Source organism: Streptomyces sp. NPDC059787, from assembly GCF_042732315.1.
Taxonomy (GTDB): Bacteria; Actinomycetota; Actinomycetes; order Streptomycetales; family Streptomycetaceae; genus Streptomyces; species Streptomyces atrovirens.
This window is the reverse complement of record NZ_JBHWHX010000022.1, coordinates 1-17,784: the sequence shown is the minus strand read 5'-3', so window position 1 is coordinate 17,784 and position 17,784 is coordinate 1. Positions and strand designations below refer to the sequence as shown.

At 71.3% G+C, this 17,784-nt stretch carries 18 protein-coding genes; 9 read left to right on the top strand and 9 right to left on the bottom strand.

Annotated elements, in window-relative coordinates; all coding sequences use genetic code 11:
- Positions 1–83: 83 nt before the first annotated feature.
- Positions 84–1,010, bottom strand: coding sequence for a metallophosphoesterase (locus ACFV5H_RS21450; protein WP_385059522.1), 927 nt, complete (start codon positions 1,008–1,010; stop codon positions 84–86).
- A gap of 116 nt (positions 1,011–1,126) precedes the next feature.
- Between ACFV5H_RS21450 and ACFV5H_RS21445 the strand changes: the two genes are divergently transcribed.
- Entirely contained in the window at positions 1,127–1,591 is a 465-nt protein-coding gene (locus ACFV5H_RS21445; RefSeq protein ID WP_385196694.1) for a GatB/YqeY domain-containing protein, read from the top strand.
- Positions 1,592–1,781: 190 nt separating this feature from the next.
- Here the strand turns inward: ACFV5H_RS21445 and ACFV5H_RS21440 are convergent, their stop codons facing one another.
- The gene (locus ACFV5H_RS21440) at positions 1,782–4,079 is read right to left on the bottom strand and encodes a transglycosylase domain-containing protein (RefSeq protein ID WP_385196691.1); all 2,298 of its coding nucleotides are present in this window, start codon (positions 4,077–4,079) and stop codon (positions 1,782–1,784) included.
- Positions 4,080–4,509: 430 nt separating this feature from the next.
- On the opposite strand from ACFV5H_RS21440, the gene wblA reads away from it, so the two are divergent.
- Positions 4,510–4,848, top strand: a complete 339-nt coding sequence (gene wblA / locus ACFV5H_RS21435) for a transcriptional regulator WblA (RefSeq protein ID WP_201263129.1) — start codon at positions 4,510–4,512, stop codon at positions 4,846–4,848.
- A 55-nt stretch (positions 4,849–4,903) separates the two neighbouring features.
- Here the strand turns inward: wblA and ACFV5H_RS21430 are convergent, their stop codons facing one another.
- Together ACFV5H_RS21430 and ACFV5H_RS21425 are read right to left on the bottom strand one after the other, a co-directional pair.
- A complete protein-coding gene (locus ACFV5H_RS21430; RefSeq protein ID WP_385196689.1) occupies positions 4,904–6,292 on the bottom strand; it encodes an ArsA family ATPase in 1,389 nt (462 codons plus the stop codon).
- 142 nt (positions 6,293–6,434) lie between these two features.
- Entirely contained in the window at positions 6,435–7,412 is a 978-nt protein-coding gene (locus ACFV5H_RS21425) for an ArsA family ATPase (RefSeq protein WP_385058911.1), read from the bottom strand.
- Between the two features lie 127 nt (positions 7,413–7,539).
- On the opposite strand from ACFV5H_RS21425, the gene ACFV5H_RS21420 reads away from it, so the two are divergent.
- From ACFV5H_RS21420 to ACFV5H_RS21405, 4 genes are all read left to right on the top strand, one after another.
- On the top strand, positions 7,540–7,701 hold the full coding sequence (locus tag ACFV5H_RS21420; protein ID WP_003975360.1) for a DUF4177 domain-containing protein: 162 nt from the start codon (positions 7,540–7,542) through the stop codon (positions 7,699–7,701).
- Positions 7,698–8,165 carry a RidA family protein gene (locus ACFV5H_RS21415; protein ID WP_073936669.1) on the top strand — a complete coding sequence of 156 codons (468 nt, stop codon included), beginning with the start codon at positions 7,698–7,700 and terminating at the stop codon, positions 8,163–8,165. Before ACFV5H_RS21420 ends, ACFV5H_RS21415 begins: the two co-directional genes overlap by 4 nt.
- A 354-nt stretch (positions 8,166–8,519) precedes the next feature.
- On the top strand, positions 8,520–9,401 hold the full coding sequence (locus ACFV5H_RS21410) for an NUDIX hydrolase (RefSeq protein ID WP_385058913.1): 882 nt from the start codon (positions 8,520–8,522) through the stop codon (positions 9,399–9,401).
- Positions 9,398–10,228 carry an MBL fold metallo-hydrolase gene (locus tag ACFV5H_RS21405; protein WP_385058915.1) on the top strand — a complete coding sequence of 277 codons (831 nt, stop codon included), beginning with the start codon at positions 9,398–9,400 and terminating at the stop codon, positions 10,226–10,228. Before ACFV5H_RS21410 ends, ACFV5H_RS21405 begins: the two co-directional genes overlap by 4 nt.
- 60 nt (positions 10,229–10,288) lie before the next feature.
- Here the strand turns inward: ACFV5H_RS21405 and ACFV5H_RS21400 are convergent, their stop codons facing one another.
- On the bottom strand, positions 10,289–10,963 hold the full coding sequence (locus ACFV5H_RS21400) for a Crp/Fnr family transcriptional regulator (protein WP_004928297.1): 675 nt from the start codon (positions 10,961–10,963) through the stop codon (positions 10,289–10,291).
- A gap of 401 nt (positions 10,964–11,364) precedes the next feature.
- On the opposite strand from ACFV5H_RS21400, the gene nth reads away from it, so the two are divergent.
- The 3 genes from nth (at position 11,365) to ACFV5H_RS21385 (ending at position 14,329) form a co-directional block, all read left to right on the top strand.
- Positions 11,365–12,291 (top strand): endonuclease III, encoded by a 927-nt coding sequence (gene nth, locus ACFV5H_RS21395; protein WP_385196790.1) that lies wholly within the window; start codon positions 11,365–11,367, stop codon positions 12,289–12,291.
- 91 nt (positions 12,292–12,382) lie between these two features.
- Positions 12,383–13,084, top strand: a complete 702-nt coding sequence (locus ACFV5H_RS21390; protein ID WP_385059019.1) for an NUDIX hydrolase — start codon at positions 12,383–12,385, stop codon at positions 13,082–13,084.
- A gap of 45 nt (positions 13,085–13,129) precedes the next feature.
- Positions 13,130–14,329, top strand: a complete 1,200-nt coding sequence (locus ACFV5H_RS21385; RefSeq protein WP_385059022.1) for a MarP family serine protease — start codon at positions 13,130–13,132, stop codon at positions 14,327–14,329.
- A 14-nt stretch (positions 14,330–14,343) separates the two neighbouring features.
- Here ACFV5H_RS21385 and ACFV5H_RS21380 read toward each other — a convergent pair whose 3' ends face one another.
- From ACFV5H_RS21380 to nhaA, 4 genes are all read right to left on the bottom strand, one after another.
- Positions 14,344–14,526, bottom strand: a complete 183-nt coding sequence (locus tag ACFV5H_RS21380; RefSeq protein WP_073936676.1) for a hypothetical protein — start codon at positions 14,524–14,526, stop codon at positions 14,344–14,346.
- A gap of 105 nt (positions 14,527–14,631) precedes the next feature.
- A complete protein-coding gene (locus tag ACFV5H_RS21375) occupies positions 14,632–15,582 on the bottom strand; it encodes an alpha/beta fold hydrolase (protein ID WP_385059024.1) in 951 nt (316 codons plus the stop codon).
- A complete protein-coding gene (locus ACFV5H_RS21370; protein WP_385196686.1) occupies positions 15,579–16,067 on the bottom strand; it encodes a phage holin family protein in 489 nt (162 codons plus the stop codon). Before ACFV5H_RS21370 ends, ACFV5H_RS21375 begins: the two co-directional genes overlap by 4 nt.
- 72 nt (positions 16,068–16,139) lie before the next feature.
- Positions 16,140–17,576 carry a Na+/H+ antiporter NhaA gene (nhaA, locus tag ACFV5H_RS21365; protein ID WP_385059030.1) on the bottom strand — a complete coding sequence of 479 codons (1,437 nt, stop codon included), beginning with the start codon at positions 17,574–17,576 and terminating at the stop codon, positions 16,140–16,142.
- Between the last annotated feature and the right edge of the window lie 208 nt (positions 17,577–17,784).

The window sequence follows — 17,784 nt, the reverse complement described above, 5'->3', positions numbered from 1 at the left end:
TTCCGGCCGGGGCGGGTGGTCCCGGCCCGGCCGGGGGTCTCGATCCGGGCTGAGACAGGTGGTCCCGGCCCGGCCGGGTGGTCTCAGTCCCGGCCGACCAGGGTCAGCAGCGTCGCCTCCGGAGGGCAGGCGAAGCGGACCGGGGTGTAGCGGCTGGTGCCGCAGCCCGCGGAGACGTGGAGGTAGGACGTGCGGCCCTCGGACGTGTGCGTGGACAGGCCCTTCACGCGGTCCGTGTCCAGGTCGCAGTTGGTGACCAGGGCGCCGTAGAAGGGGATGCAGAGCTGGCCGCCGTGGGTGTGGCCGGCCAGGACCAGCGGGTAGCCGTCGGCCGTGAAGGCGTCCAGGGCACGCAGGTACGGGGCGTGGACGACGCCCATCGAGAAGTCCGCCCCGTCCGACGGGCCGCCCGAGACCTCCGCGTACCGGTCGCGCTTGATGTGCGGGTCGTCCAGGCCGGTCAGTTCGATCGACGTGCCCTCGATCTTCAGGGTGCCCCTGGTGTTCGTCAGGTTCAGCCAGCCGGCCGTGTCGAAGCCGTCCCGCAGGTCCTCCCACGGGTTGTGGACCACGCCGACCGCCTGGGCGTTGCCGTTCAGGCCGTGGCGGCCCTGGACCTTCTCGACCAGGTAGCGGCCGGGGTTGCGCAGGGTGGGGCCGTAGTAGTCGTTGGAGCCGAAGACGTACGCGCCCGGGAACTCCATCAGGGGGCCGAGCGCGTCGAGGACCTCCGGCACGCCCTCGGGGTCGGACAGGTTGTCGCCCGTGTTGAGCACGAAGTCGGGGCGCAGGCCCGCCAGGGAGCGCAGCCAGCGCTGCTTCTTGCGCTGGCCGCCGACCATGTGGATGTCGGAGACCTGGAGCACGCGCAGGGGGCGCATCCCGGACGGGAGGACGGGGACGGTCACCCGTCGGAGGCGGAAGGAGCGGGCCTCGAAGCCCGCCGCGTACAGCAGCCCGGCGGCGCCGGCCGCCGTGATTCCCAGGGGGATTCCGTATCGCGCGCGCATGGGCCCATCGTGTCAGATCCGACGGGGTCCCTCCGCACGGCCCCGGGGGACCCCCGGGGGGAACAGGGCCTTAAATCAGTAGGCGTTCGTCGTCGCGTACCTGCGACAATCGAGCCATGACCACGCTCAAGTCGAAGCTGCAGGATGACCTCAACGCCGCGATCAAGGGGCGCGACGAGCTCCGCTCCTCGACGCTCCGGCTGACACTCGCCGCGATCACCAAGGAGGAGGTCGCGGGCAAGGAGAAGCGCGAGCTCTCCGACGACGAGGTGCAGAAGGTGATCACCCGTGAGGCGAAGAAGCGCCGCGAGGCGGCGGAGGCCTTCGCGCAGGGCGGCCGCTCCGAGCAGGCCGAGCGGGAGAAGGCGGAGGGCGAGGTGCTGGCGCAGTACCTGCCCAAGCAGCTGTCCGACGAGGAGCTGAGCGCGATCGTCGCCCAGGCCGTCGAGGAGGCGAGGGCGGCGGGTGCGGAGGGGCCGCGGGCCATGGGTGCCGTGATGAAGATCGTGAACCCGAAGGTGGCCGGGCAGGCGGAGGGCGGCCGGGTCGCCGCCGAGGTGAAGAAGCTGCTGGCCGGCTGACCGACGGCTCCGGTGCCGCGTACGGCGGGCCGAGCAGTGCGCACGGGTCCGCCGCGTACGGCGGGCCGAGCAGCGCGTACGGCCCGCTGAGCCCGGCCTCCCCGCATTCCGGTCATGACGTCGAAACGGCCCCTTCCCCGACAGCAGCGGGGAAGGGGCCGTTCGACGTGTCCGGCTCCGGCCGGGGCCGTCAGTCGCGTCCTCCGGGGCCGTTGCCCACCCCTCGGATGAAGCCCTCAGGGGCGGAGAAGCCCGGGTCCGGCTCGGTGTCTCCCGTGCCGCCCGATCCGTTGCCGCCCCCGTTGTCGTTGCCGCCGCTGATCAGGCCGCCGATGAAACCGCCGTCGCCGTTGTCACCGTTGTCGCCGTCGTCGTCATGGTTGCCGTCGCCCTTGTCCTCGTCGCGGTCCTGGGCGTCCGGGATGTTGACGAGGTTGAAGGACGGGGACTCCTTGCCCGACAGGGCGCCGGTCATGGCGTCCTTCCAGATGGGGCCCGGGACCGCGCCACCGAAGACGAGCGCGTGGTACTGGCCGCCGATCGTGATGTTCTTCATCTCGACCTTCTGGCTCGCGCTGCCCACCCACACGGCGCCCGACATGTTCGGCGTGTAGCCGACGAACCAGGCGTTCTTGCGCTCGTCCGTCGTACCCGTCTTACCGGCGTTGTCCCGGTCGCTGAGGCCGGCCTCCTGACCCGTACCGGAGTCGACCACGCCCTGCAGCAGGGTGTTCACCGTGTCCGCGGTCTGTTCGCTCATCGCGCGCGAGCACGTCGACTTCGGGACCTCGAGCGACTTCTGCTCGTTGCCGACCTTCTGGGTGATCGACTCGATGGCGACCGGCGTGCAGTACATGCCCCGGGAGGCGAAGGCGGCGTACGCGCTCGCCATCGTGAGCGGCGAGAGGCCGGTGGAACCGAGGGTCATCGAGGAGGGCACCTCGGGGATCTTCTCCCCGTTGCCCTGGACCACGCCGAGTTTGTCGGTCATCGTCACCACGGGGCACATGCCGATGTCCTCGATCATCTGCACGAAGTAGGTGTTGACCGACTTGGCCATCGCGTCCTTGAGCGCGTACGGCCCCACCTCGGACTCGTTCTCGTTCTCGAGCTTGTAGTCGCCGTCGTTCACCCAGGGCTTGTTGCAGCCGCGCACGGTCGCCGGGTACGGCATCTCGTACGGGGCGGAGTAGGCCTGCGTCGGCGGCCTGCCCTCCTCCAGCGCTGCCGCCGCCACGAACGGCTTGAAGGTGGAACCCGTCGGGAAGCCGAAGTTGGAGCCGCCCATGGCGAGGTCGACCGAGTAGTTGATCACGGTCTCGTGCTGCTTGGCGTTGGTGCCGTACGGCTTCGACTGCCCCATCGCCACGATCTTGCCGGTGCCGGGTTCGACGAGGGTGGTCGCGGCGGCGACCTTGTCGCTCGTGTTGACGTGGTCCTTCAGCGACTGCTGCACGGAGCCCTGGGCCTGCGGGTCGAGCGTCGTACGGATGGTCAGGCCGCCCTGGTTCCAGGTCCTGGCCCGGTCCTCCTTGGTCTTGCCGAAGACCGGGTCGTTGAGGAAGACGTTCCGCACGTAGTCGCAGAAGAACCCGGCGTCGTCGACCGCGGTGATGCAGCCGTTCTTCGGCTTGCTGACCTTCAGGCCCAGCGGGGCCTTCGCCGCCTCGGCGGCCTCCGTCTGCGAGACGGCGCCGACCTGGGCCATCCGCTGGATGACGACATTGCGCCGCTTCTTCGCCTCCGCCTCGTCGTTGACCGGGTCGTAGCGGCTCGGTGACTGGACGAGGCCGGCGAGGAGGGCGGCCTCCTGGAGGTTGAGGTCCTTGGCGTGCTTGGAGAAGTAGCGCTGGGAGGCGGCCTCGACGCCGTACGCCTGCTGGCCGAAGAAGGTGATGTTCAGATAGTTCTCGAGGATCTTCTTCTTGCCCAGCTCCTCCTCGACCTGGATCGCGTACTTCAGTTCGGCGATCTTGCGGCCGATGGTCTGCTGGGTGGCCTGCGCGACCTTCGTCGGGTCGTCGCCCGCCTCCTCGACGAAGACGTTCTTCACGTACTGCTGCGTGAGCGTGGAGGCGCCCTCGGAGACCTCGCCGCTGCGCGCGTTCTTGTTGAGCGCGCGCAGGACGCCCTTGAGGTCGATCGCGCCGTGCTCGTAGAAGCGCGAGTCCTCGATCGCGACGATCGCCTTCTGCATGTACGGCGAGATGCCCTTGAGGTCGACCACCGTGCGGTCGCGCGAGTAGACGGTGGCGATCTGGCCGCCGTCGGCGTCGAGGATGGTGGTGCGCTGGCTCAGCGGCGGCGTCTTGAGGTTGGCCGGGAGCTCGTCGAAGCTCTCCACCGATCCCTTGGCCGCCAGACCCAGCGCGCCCACGGCGGGCAGCGCGATGCCGGCCATGACGGCCCCCGCGAGGACACTGACACCGAGGAACTTGGCGGCCTGCTGTGCGGGAGACAGACCACCGCCCGAGCGCTTCTTTGGCATGGGAGCAGCCTACGTTCTCATTCGCCGGACAAGCGTATATGCCTTGGCCTAAGCTGCTCTCAACTGTCACAGCAGTGAGGCCACGTATCAATACGTCCGGTGACCCCGAATCGTTCCGGATCTCCTCGATTTTTTTCGTACGAGTTGGCGTCGAGGGATGTTGAGTCCGTGTCCGGATCCGCCTCGTGTGTCATGCGGTGTCCGTTGTGACGCAACTGAACTGACCTGAAATGCCGGGTTCGTCACGCATGTCGTCCCCTCACTCCCCCGGGTGATCTGCCGCTTACCCATAGTCCGTTCGGACCATTCAAGATTGGGCCCGCTGGGGGTGTTGCGCTGTGCCCACCTTCCGTAACGTCCTCAACTGGCGGCGGTGAATATGCCGCTGCCGCCGTGGGGGAGCCTCGATTCGGGAGAGGACGGCGCCGGTATGGGCTGGGTTACCGACTGGAGTGCGCAGGCCGCCTGCCGCACTACCGATCCGGATGAACTGTTCGTTCAGGGAGCAGCGCAGAACAGGGCCAAGGCGGTGTGCACCGGATGTCCGGTACGTACTGAATGCCTGGCCGATGCGCTCGACAACCGCGTCGAGTTCGGCGTATGGGGAGGCATGACGGAGCGTGAACGCCGCGCGCTGCTGCGCCGGCGGCCGACCGTGACCTCCTGGCGCAGGCTGCTGGAGACCGCGCGCTCGGAGTACGAGCGGGGGCCGGGTGTCGTACCGCTCAACGACGACGAGGTGTACGAGAACTACGCGGCGGTGAGCTGAGGGCCTTCGGGGGTTCTCGCGTTCCCCTGCTTCCTCTTTTCCCCGCGGTCCTGGTCTAGGGCGTCCCGGGCAGCTCCGGCCGGTCGGTCGCGAGCCGGTCGCCGATGTCCCGCAGTCCCGCGAGGTCGTGCACATCGCCGGGCAGCGCGGCCACCTCGGTCACCGCCACCTCGGGGTGGAGCGCGGTGAAGCGGTCGCGTGTGCGCTGCTCGCGCGAGAGCAGCCGCATCCGCTCGGCGTGCAGCCGCAGCAGGCCCGCGGTGAGCCGGTCGACGGACCGGTCCGCGTCGGCGTCCGTTTCCGTGGCTTCCGGGCCGTCGGCGCCGGCCGTGTCTTCGGTGTGCGCGGGGGATCCGGTGGGAGAGGAGGATCCGGTGGGAGCCGGGGATTCTGAACTGCCGTACGTTTCGGGAGAGTTACGAAGTCCAGCTTTCCCGTCCACCTGATCCACAATGCGGGAGTCCTCAAGATTTTCCGCGGCGGCCAGCGCCCGCTCGGCCGACAGCCGGTCCGCGCCGCTGCCGTGCACCCGGTTGAGCACCAGCCCGGCCAGCGGCATCTCCTCCGCCGCCAGCCGCTCCACGAAGTACGCGGCCTCGCGCAGCGCGTCCCGCTCCGGGGCCGCCACCACCAGGAACGCCGTCCCGGGCGCCTGGAGCAGCTTGTACGTGGCGTCCGCGCGCGTACGGAACCCGCCGAACATCGAGTCCATCGCGGCCACGAACGTCTGTACGTCCTTCAGCAACTGGCCGCCGAGCACCTTGCCCAGCACGCCGGTCATCATCGACATCCCGACGTTCAGGAACTTCATCCCCGCACGGCCGCCGACCTTCGCCGGGGCCAGCAGCACGCGGATGAGCTTGCCGTCGAGGAAGGACCCGAGCCGCTTGGGGGCGTCCAGGAAGTCCAGGGCGGAACGGGAGGGCGGGGTGTCGACCACGATGAGGTCCCACTCGTCCCGGGACCGCAACTGGCCCAGCTTCTCCATCGCCATGTACTCCTGCGTGCCCGCGAAGCCCGCCGAGAGCGACTGGTAGAAGGGGTTGCCCAGGATCGCGGCGGCCCGCTCGGGGTCCGCGTGCCCCTCGACGATCTCGTCGAAGGTGCGCTTCATGTCGAGCATCATCGCGTGCAGTTCGCCGCCCGCGGAGTCGTCGACGCCCTTCACCCGGCGCGGGGTGTTGTCGAGCGAGTCGATGCCCATGGACTGGGCGAGCCGGCGGGCCGGGTCGATGGTGAGGACCACCACCTTGCGCCCCCGCTCGGCCGCGCGCAGGCCGAGCGCCGCCGCGGTGGTCGTCTTGCCGACCCCGCCCGAACCGCAGCACACCACGATCCGGGTGGCGGGGTCCTCGATCAGCGGGTCGACGTCGAGCGTGCGGGTGGGGGAGAGGCGGTGACGGGCCGGGTCCCGGTCCTGCGCCGGTTCCGGACGACGGCTCATGACATCCCCTGCTTCCGGTGCTTCCGACCCGTGACGGGGTCGGTACGGCGGTGGCTGCGGTGGTGCGTGGTGGGACCGGTACGACGGTGGTGACAGAGGTGACGACCGGTGCGGGGCCGGGACGCACGGGCGCGGTGCCCGGTCATGACATGCCCTGTTCGCGCAGCTCCCTGGCCAGTTGGTACAGGCCGGCCAGGTCCATGCCCTCCGCGAGCAGCGGAAGCTCGTGCAACGGCACGTCGAGGTCCGCCAGCACGGCGCGCTGCTCGGTCTCCAGCGCGTACCGCTCGGCGTACTCCTCCGCCTGCGCGAGCAACGGGTCCACCAGCCGCTCGGCGTGTCCCCCGCGCCGCGCGCCACCGAGGCCGGCGGACGACAGTGCCCGCGCGATGGAGGAACGAGGGACCGCCGCCGCGAGTTCCAGGCCGTCCCCGTCCAGCACCTCCGGCCGGACCATGTTCACCACGACCCGTCCCACCGGCAGCCGCGCGGCGCGCAGTTCCGCGATGCCGTCGGCGGTCTCCTGGACCGGCATCTCCTCCAGCAGCGTCACCAGGTGCACGGCCGTCTCCGGCGATTTCAGCACCCGCATGACCGCCTGCGCCTGATTGTGTATCGGGCCGATCTTGGCGAGCCCGGCGACCTCGTCGTTGACGTTGAGGAAGCGGGTGATGCGGCCGGTCGGCGGGGCGTCCATCACGACGTAGTCGTAGACGAACCGCCCGTGCTTGTCCTTGCGGCGCACCGCCTCGCACGCCTTGCCGGTGAGCAGGACGTCCCGCACGCCGGGCGCGATGGTGGTGGCGAAGTCGATCGCGCCGAGCTTCTTGAGGGCCCGGCCGGCGCTGCCGAGCTTGTAGAACATCTGGAGGTAGTCCAGGAGGGCCAGCTCGGCGTCTATGGCGAGGGCGTACACCTCGCCGCCTCCCGGAGCGACGGCGATCTTCCGTTCCTCGTAGGGCAGCGCCTCCGTTTCGAAGAGTTGCGCGATTCCCTGGCGGCCCTCGACCTCGACGAGGAGCGTCCGCTTCCCCTCCGTGGCCAGGGCCAGCGCGAGGGCCGCGGCCACCGTGGTCTTGCCGGTTCCGCCCTTGCCACTGACGACCTGGAGCCTGCTCACGCCTTCGAGCCTAAATGCTCGCCGCGCGCCCCGGCGGCTCCGGGTGGCGGTTCCCGGACGTCGCGCCCCGCGCGAGGGGGCGGGACGGGGGCCGCGTCCCACCCTGGCGGGGGCTAGAGTCGGCCGCATGACCAAGTGGGAATACGCGACTGTGCCGCTGCTCGTCCACGCAACGAAGCAGATTCTGGACACCTGGGGCGAGGACGGCTGGGAGCTCGTCCAGGTCGTGCCCGGGCCGAACAACCCCGAGCAGCTGGTGGCCTACCTGAAGCGCGAGAAGCAGGCGTGAGCGCCGTCGAGGCGAAACTGGCCGAGCTGGGCCTGAGCCTGCCGGAGGTCGTCCCGCCGCTGGCCGCGTACCAGCCGGCCGTGCGGTCGGGGCGGTACGTCTTCACCGCCGGCCAGCTGCCCATGGTGGAGGGCAAGCTTCCGCTGACCGGGAAGGTCGGCGCGGAGGTCACCCCGGAGGAGGCGAAGGAGCTGGCGCGCACCTGCGCGCTGAACGCCCTCGCCGCGGTCAAGTCCGTCGCCGGGGACCTGGACCGGGTGGCGCGCGTGGTGAAGGTCGTCGGCTTCGTGGCCTCCGCCGCGGACTTCACCGGCCAGCCGGCCGTCCTCAACGGCGCGAGCGAGCTGCTCGGCGAGGTCCTCGGCGACAAGGGCGTCCACGCCCGCAGCGCGGTGGGCGTCGCGGTACTGCCCCTGGACGCTCCGGTGGAGGTCGAGATCCAGGTGGAACTCACGGAGGCGTAGCCCTCGACCGGCCGGGTCCGCCCCGTCGGCGGGGTTCGCCTTACGGCAGGGTTCGTCCCGTCGGCGTGTCCGTACCGGTCGCCGGTGCGCACCGCGCGGGGGCGTCAGTGCGCACCGCGCGGGAGGTGCCGGTGCTGCCGCCGTACCTCGGCGGTCGGCGCCGGACGCCCTCCGCGCGGGCCCGCCTTGTGTCCGTAGCGCCTTCGCGCGGCGTCGGCTGCCCTTCGCGCAGGGCCCGCCCCACGTTTGTAGCGCCTCCGCGCGGGGCCCGTCCCGTGTCCGTACGCTGCTCGGTGGTCCCGCCGTACCCCCTGGGCACTCGAACATCCGCCCGTCACGGGATAGCCTCCGGCCATGGTGAATGCGCAGGCCGGCGGGCAGTGGTACCCGCCCGAGTGGCCGGAGCGGATCCGTGCGCTGGCGGACGGCGGTCTCACGCCGGTCGTGCCGAGGCGCGCGGCCACCGTCATGCTGCTCAAGGACACCGGCGACGGGCCCGCCGTGCACATGCTGCGCCGGCGTACGTCCATGGCGTTCGCGGGCGGCGCGTACGCCTATCCCGGCGGCGGCGTCGACCCGCGGGACGACGACCGGCACGTCCGCTGGGCGGGCCCCACGCGCGCGTGGTGGGCGGACCGGCTCGGCGTCGACGGGACGGGGGCCCAGGCGATCGTCTGCGCGGCCGTGCGGGAGACGTACGAGGAGGCCGGCGTCCTGCTCGCCGGGCCCACCCCCGACTCCGTGGTCGGTGACACGACCGGTGACGACTGGGAGGCCGACCGTGCCGCGCTCGTCGCGCGGGAGACGTCCTTCGCGGAGTTCCTGGACCGCCGCGGGCTGGTCCTGCGCTCGGACCTGCTCGGCGCGTGGACGCGCTGGATCACCCCCGAGTTCGAGCCCCGTCGCTACGACACCTGGTTCTTCGTCGCCGCGCTCCCCGAGGGCCAGCGCACCCGCAACGCCTCCACGGAGGCCGACCGCACGGTGTGGATCACACCCCGCGCGGCGGCCGAGGGGTACGACCGGGGCGAGCTGCTGATGATGCCCCCGACCATCGCGACGCTGCGCCGGCTCACGGCGTACGGAACGGCCGCGGAGGTGCTCGACGCGGCGCCCGCGCGGGACCTCACGCCGGTGCTGGCCACCGCGCGCCTGGTGGAGGGCGAGATCGTGCTCTCCTGGCCGGGGCACGACGAGTTCACCAAGCACATCCCGACCGGTGGAGCCCCCGCATGACGGACGCGAGCACCCTGCCGGGCCAGCCGCGGGGCGGTGTCCTCTCCGGCCCCGCCACCGCGCGTGCCGTCAACGTGCTGGCCCCCAACCCCTCCGCGATGACCCTGGACGGCACCAACACCTGGATCCTGTCGGAACCGGACTCCGACCTCGCCGTCGTGGTCGACCCCGGCCCGCTGGACGACGGACACCTGCGGCACGTCGTCGGGACCGCCGAGCAGGCCGGAAAGCGCGTCGCCCTCACCCTGCTGACGCACGGTCACCCCGACCACGCCGAGGGCGCCGCCCGTTTCGCCGAGCTGACCGGCACGAAGGTGCGGGCACTGGACCCGGCGCTGCGGCTCGGCGACGAGGGGCTGGCCGCCGGGGACGTCATCACCGTCGGAGGCATGGAGCTGAGGGTCGTACCGACCCCCGGCCACACGGCCGACTCCCTGTGCTTCCATCTCCCGGCCGACCGGGCGGTCCTCACGGGCGACACCGTCCTGGGGCGCGGTACGACCGTCGTGGCCCACCCCGACGGCCGCCTCGGCGACTACCTGGACACGCTGCGCCGGCTCAGGTCGCTCACGGTCGACGACGGCGTCCACACGGTGCTGCCCGGCCACGGGCCCGTCCTGGAGGACGCCCAGGGCGCCGTCGAGTTCTACCTCGCCCACCGCGCCCACCGCCTCGCCCAGGTCGAGACGGCCGTCGAGGACGGCCACCGCACCCCGTCCGAGGTCGTCGCCCACGTCTACGCCGACGTCGACCGCTCCCTGTGGCCGGCCGCGGAGCTCTCCGTCCGCGCCCAACTGGAGTACCTGCGGGAACACGGCATCATTTAGCCCGCGGACAAGGCGAGGCCCCGCTTCCCACAGGAAGCGGGGCCTCGCCTTGTCCGGGTGTCAGCGGGAGCGCTTCGCGAGGCGCTCGACGTCCAGGAGGATCACCGCACGGGCCTCCAGGCGGAGCCAGCCGCGCTGGGCGAAGTCCGCCAGGGCCTTGTTGACCGTCTCGCGGGACGCGCCGACCAGCTGGGCCAGCTCCTCCTGCGTGAGGTCGTGCACGACGTGGATGCCCTCCTCGGACTGCACGCCGAAGCGCCGGGAGAGGTCCAGCAGGGCGCGCGCGACACGGCCCGGGACGTCCGAGAAGACCAGGTCCGACATCGCGTCGTTGGTCTTGCGCAGCCGCCGCGCGACGGCCCGCAGCAGCGCCGTGGCCACCTCGGGGCGGGCGCTCAGCCAGGGCGTCAGGTCGCCGTGGCCCAGGGCCAGCAGCTTGACCTCGGTGAGCGCCGTGGCGGTCGCGGTGCGCGGACCGGGGTCGAACAGCGACAGCTCACCGATCAGCTCGCCCGGACCGACCACGGCGAGCATGTTCTCGCGGCCGTCGGGGGACGTGCGGTGCAGCTTGACCTTGCCCTCGGTGACCACGTACAGGCGGTCACCGGGGTCGCCCTCGTGGAACAGGGAGTCGCCCCGTGCGAGGGTCACCTCACTCATGGAGGCGCGAAGCTCGGCGGCCTGCTCGTCGTCGAGCGCCGCGAAGAGCGGATTCCGCCGCAGAACGTCGTCCACGAGTTCTCTCCTTGTCGACCTGCTCAGGGGAGCTTGTTCCCCCACGTACCAGGGGACCGTGGTTCCCATTTTGCCGGACGGTCCAAACAGTGTGATCTGTCACAAGGATGCCGTACGGGCCGGTCGGGGTAAGCGGCAGGGGTCCGATTGGACGCCGATCTTCGGGGTCCGGGGCGGATGTCGGTGCCGGGCCGTAGGCTGGCCGGGTGTCCAATTCGCCGGTGAGAGCACAGGCCTAGGGAGCTGTGGGAGTGGGTGTACGTCGCGATTCCGCTGTGGGCGAACAGGGCTCCGATGGCGGTAGGGAAACGGCGAAAACGACAAAGAGGCCGCCGTTGAAGAAGAAACCGACGACCCGCGCGAGCGGGGCGGCCGAGGCGGCCGAGGAGACGGACGCGCGGATGAAAAAAACGGCGGCGAAGAAGACGACCGGGGCGAAGAAGACGGCCGCCGCCAGGAAGACGGCCGCCGCCAAGGAGCCGCTCGTCGCCCCCGAGAAGGCGACCGCCTCCGTGAAGGCCGCCCCGGCGAAGACCGTCGTCAAGCCGGCCGGGGACGAGTCGCGCACCGCGCTGGTCCGCCGCGCGCGCCGGATCAACCGCGAGCTCGCCGAGGTGTTCCCGTACGCCCACCCGGAGCTGGACTTCGAGAACCCCTTCCAACTCGTCGTCGCCACCGTGCTGTCGGCCCAGACCACCGACCTGCGCGTCAACCAGACGACCCCCGCCCTCTTCGCGAAGTACCCCACCCCCGAGGACCTGGCCGCCGCCAACCCCGAGGAGGTGGAGGAGATCCTGCGCCCCACCGGCTTCTTCCGGGCCAAGACCAAGTCGGTCATAGGCCTGTCGAAGGTGCTCGCGGAGGACTTCGGCGGCGAGGTGCCCGGCCGGCTCGAGGACCTCGTCAAACTGCCCGGCGTCGGCCGCAAGACCGCCTTCGTGGTGCTCGGCAACGCGTTCGGACGTCCAGGAATCACCGTGGACACCCACTTCCAGCGCCTGGTGCGCCGCTGGCGCTGGACCGGGGAGACCGACCCCGACAAGATCGAGGCGGCCGTCGGCGCGCTCTTCCCCAAGAGCGACTGGACCGACCTGTCCCACCACGTCATCTGGCACGGCCGCCGCATCTGCCACGCCCGCAAGCCCGCCTGCGGCGCCTGTCCCATCGCGCCGCTCTGCCCGGCGTACGGCGAGGGCGAGACGGACCCGGAGAAGGCGAAGAAACTGCTCAAGTACGAGAAGGGTGGCCTCCCGGGCCAGCGGCTGAATCCTCCGCAGGCCTACCTGGACGCGGGCGGCAGGCCCGCGCCGCCGCTGGGGGCCGGATGACGGGGCCGCACACGCGACGGCGGCGGGCGGAACGATCTCGGGGCCGCCGGGCGTTGGACCCGTGGGACGCGGCCGGACGACGGGGGTGGCGATGACGCGGACGAGCGGTACCCAGGGCGGCCCGGTGACGCTCAGCAGGGAAGGGCTGCCCTCCTGGCTGGACCCGGTGGTCCACGCGGCGGAGACGGTCGGACCGACACAGCTGAGCCGCTTCCTACCCCCGGAGAACGGCACGGGGCGCCAGTCCGCCGTCCTCATCCTCTTCGGCGACGGTGACGGCGAGCGCGGCCCGGAGCTGCTGCTCATGGAGCGCGCCAGCTCACTGCGCTCGCACGCCGGACAGCCGTCCTTCCCCGGTGGCGCCCTCGACCCCGAGGACGGCGACCCGCGGGGCGACGGCCCGCTGCGGGCCGCCCTGCGCGAGGCCGAGGAGGAGACCGGGCTCGACCCGTCCGGCGTCCAGCTCTTCGGCGTACTGCCGAAGCTCTACATCCCGGTCAGCGGCTTCGTCGTCACACCCGTGCTCGGCTGGTGGCGCGTACCCAGTCCGGTGGGGGTCGTCGACCCGAACGAGACCGCGCGGGTGTTCACCGTCCCGGTGGCGGATCTCACCCACCCGGACAACCGTGTGACCACGGTCCACCCCAGCGGTTACCAGGGCCCGGCGTTCCTGGTCGAATCGGCCCTCGTATGGGGCTTCACCGCCGGGGTCATCGACCGGTTGCTGCACTTCGCGGGGTGGGAGCGGCCCTGGGACCGGGACAGGCGGGTCCCGCTGGACTGGCGGTCGTGACAGGGTGGGCGCCGTGCTGGGTCGGACGAGGCGAGGCTTGAAGCGGTGAACGTGCTGGACATCCTGTTGCTCCTCGCCGCCGTGTGGTTCGCGGTCGTCGGCTACCGCCAGGGCTTCGTCGTCGGCATCCTGTCGGTGATCGGCTTCCTGGGCGGCGGTCTCGCCGCCGTCTACACGCTGCCCGTCATCTGGGACGCCCTGACGGACGACTCCGAGGTCGGTACGACGGCCGCCGTCGTCGCGGTCGTCGTCGTCATAGTCTGCGCCTCCGTCGGCCAGGCCCTGACCACCCACCTCGGCAACAGACTGCGCCGCTACATCACCTGGTCCCCGGCCCGCGCGCTGGACGCGACGGGCGGCGCACTCGTCAACGTCGTCGCGATGCTCCTGGTCGCCTGGCTGATCGGCTCGGCCCTCGCCGGTACGACGCTGCCGACGCTCGGCAAGGAGGTCCGCGGCTCCAAGGTGCTGCTCGGTGTCTCCCGGGCGCTGCCCGGCGAGGCCGACACCTGGTTCGCCGACTTCTCCTCCGTCCTCGCGCAGAACGGCTTTCCGCAGGTCTTCAGCCCTTTCGCCAGCGAGCCGATCACGGACGTACAGCCCCCGGACCCGGCTCTGGCGAGCAGTCCCGTCGCCCTGCGCGCGCAGCGCTCCATCGTCAAGGTGATGGGCACCGCCGTGAGCTGCGGCAAGGTCCTGGAGGGCACCGGCTTCGTCTTCGCCGAGCGCCGCGTCATGACCAACGCGCATGTCGTGGGCGGCGTCGACGAGCCGACCGTGCAGATAGGCGGCGAGGGCAGGAAGTACGACGCGACGGTCGTCCTCTACGACTGGAGGCGCGACATCGCCGTCCTCGACGTACCCGATCTGAAGGCGCCCGCGCTGCGGTTCACCACCGAGGACGCGAGCAGCGGCGACGGCGCGATCGTCGCCGGCTTCCCTGAGAACGGGGCGTACGACGTCCGCGCCGCGCGCCTGCGCGGACGCATCACGGCCAACGGCCCCGACATCTACCACCGCGGAACGGTCCGCCGTGACGTGTACTCCCTGTACGCGACGGTCCGTCAGGGCAACTCGGGCGGCCCGCTGCTCACCCCGGAGGGGGAGGTCTACGGCGTGGTCTTCGCGAAGTCGCTCGACGACGCCGAGACGGGTTACGCGCTCACCGTGGACGAGATCCAGAAGGACATCGCCGCGGGCCGCAGCGCGAACCAGCAGGTGGACAGCGACAGTTGCGCGCTGTGAGGTGAGGTCGGAGGTCAGCCGCGGGGGTGGCGCAGGCGGACGGAGACCCAACGCGCCCTGCGGCGGAGGATGCGCGGGATTCCCACCCTGAGGTCCGTACCTGCCATCTGTGGTGCACCGCCTCGCTGGTGGGAACCCATACCGCCCGCCGTGCGGCGGTCGCGGCTTGCGTCACTGTAGTCGTGCGTCCAGCCCATACCCCGACGTCTGCCCCCGCCCCAAGGTCGATAACCGCCTCGCGCGCCCTCAATTGGCCTATGCGCCGGGCAATTGGCCGATCGTCAGACGAGCGCTCGATTCGGTCACCGATCGGGTTCGGGATCCTTCAGCCAATTGATCAGTTCGGTGGAGAAAGTGACCGGGTCCTCCTCGTGCGGGAAGTGCCCCAGCCCGTCGAACAACCGCCAGCGGTACGGCGCTTCGACGTACTCCCCGGACCCCGCGGCACTGCGCGTGCGCACCACCGGGTCCAGTGAGCCGTGCAGATGCAGCGTCGGCACCCGCACCGGGCGCTTCATCCTGCGGTTGAACTGGATGCCGTCCGGGCGGGCCAGGGAGCGCACCATCCAGCGGTACGGCTCGATCGAGCAGTGCGCCGTGGACGGGATGCACATCGCCCGCCGGTAGTTCTCCAGCGCCTCCTCGTCCGGCAGGTGCGGCCCGGACCAGTCCCGGATGAGCTCGGCCACCAGCGCGCCGTCGTCCGCGGTGAGCCGGCGCTCCGGGATCCAGGGCCGCTGGAATCCCCAGACGTGGGACAGGGCGGCGGACTGCCTGGCGTCGGAGACCAGCGCCGAGCGCCAGCGCCGCGGATGCGGCATGGAGGCGACCGCGAGCCGCCGTACGAGCTTGGGGCGCATCGCCGCGGCCGTCCACGCCAGATAGCCGCCCAGGTCGTGCCCGACCAGCGCGGCGTCCGGCTCGCCGAGGGAGCGGATCACCCCGGTGATGTCCAGCGCGAGGTTGGCCGGGTCGTAGCCGCGCGGTGTGCGGTCGCTGCCGCCGACACCCCGCAGGTCCATGGCGACGGCCCGGAAACCGGCGTCGGCGAGCGCCGTCAGCTGGTGCCGCCAGGTCCACCAGAACTGCGGGAAGCCGTGCAGCAGCAGCACCAGGGGACCGTCGCCGAGCTCCGCGATGTGGAAGCGGGCGCCGTTGGCGGCGACGTCCCGGTGCGTCAGTCCGGTGCCGCCCGGGATGTCGAGGCGTACGACCGAAGCGGGCTGCGCCGGAGGGGTGGCGGGATCCGTCATGAAGACGAGCGTGCCACAGCCTCGATGGCCTGGGGGACCCGGTCCTCGGGCAGTTCGGGGCGCGGGTGCGGCTTGGCCTTCTGCAGCACGCCCGCCGTCTCCTTCACGGAGGCGGCGACCTTCTGCGGGCCCCGGCCCTTCTTCGCCTTCTTCGCGAAGACGACGCCGATCAGCGCGAGGAACAACGCGATCAGCACGTTCGCCGTGAAGGACAGCAGGAAGCAGAGGGCGAGGTTCCAGCCGCTCCAGGTGCGGATGCCGTAGGCCAGCGCGAAGTTCAGCATCGGCAGGGAGAACACGAGCAGCACACCGGCCGCCGTGAACGCGCCGCCGCTGGTCGCACCCCGCTTGACGTCCTGCTTGAGCTGCGCCTTCGCCAGCGCGATCTCGTCGTGCACCAGCGCCGACATGTCGGCCGTCGCCGAGGCGAACAGCTGGCCGATGCTGCGTTCGGCGCCGACCGGGCTGCCGTCGGGTGCGCTCATCGCGGTCTCCCTCTCCTGCGTACGCTTCTGTGTCCGCGCGTACGGTTCAGTCTTTTGTACCGTCTCGTCAGATCATGCCGGACCGTCGTGCTCCTCGCCTGCCCCGCCCGTCACTTCGGCAAGCGCGTCCCGCTCGGCGGCCTTCTCCCGGGCGAGCCGCCGGTGCTCGGCGGCCTTCCGCTCGTGGATCTCCGCCATGCGCAGGTGGTACGCCGGGTCGTCCTGTTCGTAGACGTCAGGTATGCCGCTGAGGTCCTCGTCGCGCTCCTCCTCCTCGAACAGCCTGCGGTACCTGGCGTTGCGTATCTTCAGCAGCACGGTCGCGACGGCGGTGGCGATCAGCGAGCCGGCCAGGACGGCCGCCTTGACGCTGTCGGTCATCGACGCGTCGTCCTCGAAGGCGAGTTCTCCGATGAGCAGCGAGACGGTGAAACCGATCCCGGCGAGGGTCGCCACCGCGAACACGTCCGCCCAGGCGAGGTCGTCACTGAGCGACGCCCTGGTGAAGCGTGCCGTCAGCCACGTACCGCCGAAGATGCCGAGCGTCTTGCCGACGACGAGTCCGAGCACCACGCCGAGCGTCTCGGGCTGGGTGAACACGTCCGCGAGGGCGCCGCCGGAGATCGCCACGCCCGCGCTGAACAGAGCGAACAGCGGCACCGCGAGACCCGCCGAGAGCGGCCGGACGAGGTGCTCGATGTGCTCGCCGGGGGAGTGCTCCTCGCCCTCGTGACGGTGGCAGCGCAGCATCAGGCCCATGGCGACACCGGCGATGGTGGCATGGATGCCGCTGTTGTACATCAGCGCCCACACGACCAGCGCGAGCGGCACGTACACGTACCAGCCGCGTACGCCCTTGCGCAGCAGCAGCCAGAAGACGGCCAGGCCCGCGACGGCGCCGCCGAGCGCCGCGAAGTTCAGGTCGTCGGTGAAGAAGACCGCGATGATCAGGATGGCGAACAGGTCGTCGACGACGGCGAGGGTGAGCAGGAAGGCCCGCAGCGCGCTGGGCAGGGAGGTCCCGATGACGGCGAGCACGGCGAGCGCGAAGGCGATGTCGGTGGCGGTGGGCACGGCCCAGCCGGCCAGGGAGCCGCCGCCCACGCCGCTGGTGAGCGTGTAGACCAGCGCCGGTACGGCCATGCCGCACAGGGCGGCGACGACGGGGAGCGCGGCGGCCTTGGGGTCGCGCAGGTCACCGGCGACGAGTTCGCGTTTGAGCTCGATCCCCGCGACGAAGAAGAAGACCGCGAGCAGTCCGTCGGCGGCCCAGTGCGCGACGGACAGATTCAGCCCGAGGGCCTCGGGGCCGAAGTGGAAGTGGCTGACGCTCTCGTAGCTGCCGTGCAGACCGGGTGCGTTCGCCCAGATCAGCGCGGCGACGGCGGCGAGGAGCAGCAGGACGCCGCCGACCGTCTCGGTGCGCAGCGCGTCCGCGACGTACGACCGCTCGGGCAGGGAGAGACGGCCGAAGGCCTTGCGGGGGCCGGGGGTGCGGGGCGTGGTCACGGGGTGGTCCTCTGGTCGGCGGGCAGCACGAATCGTGTGCCGACCAGACTTCCCGGCGCCCCATGAGACAGCTTTTTGCTTAGTTTAGCTAACGTGCTCCTGGGGTGCACCAGGAGCACGCGGCGGGCGCCCCCGCCCCGGGGGGGCCGGCGCCCCCCCGCAATGGCCCCGACTTCAAACCGCGGGGGGCGCGGGGGGATTGGGGGGT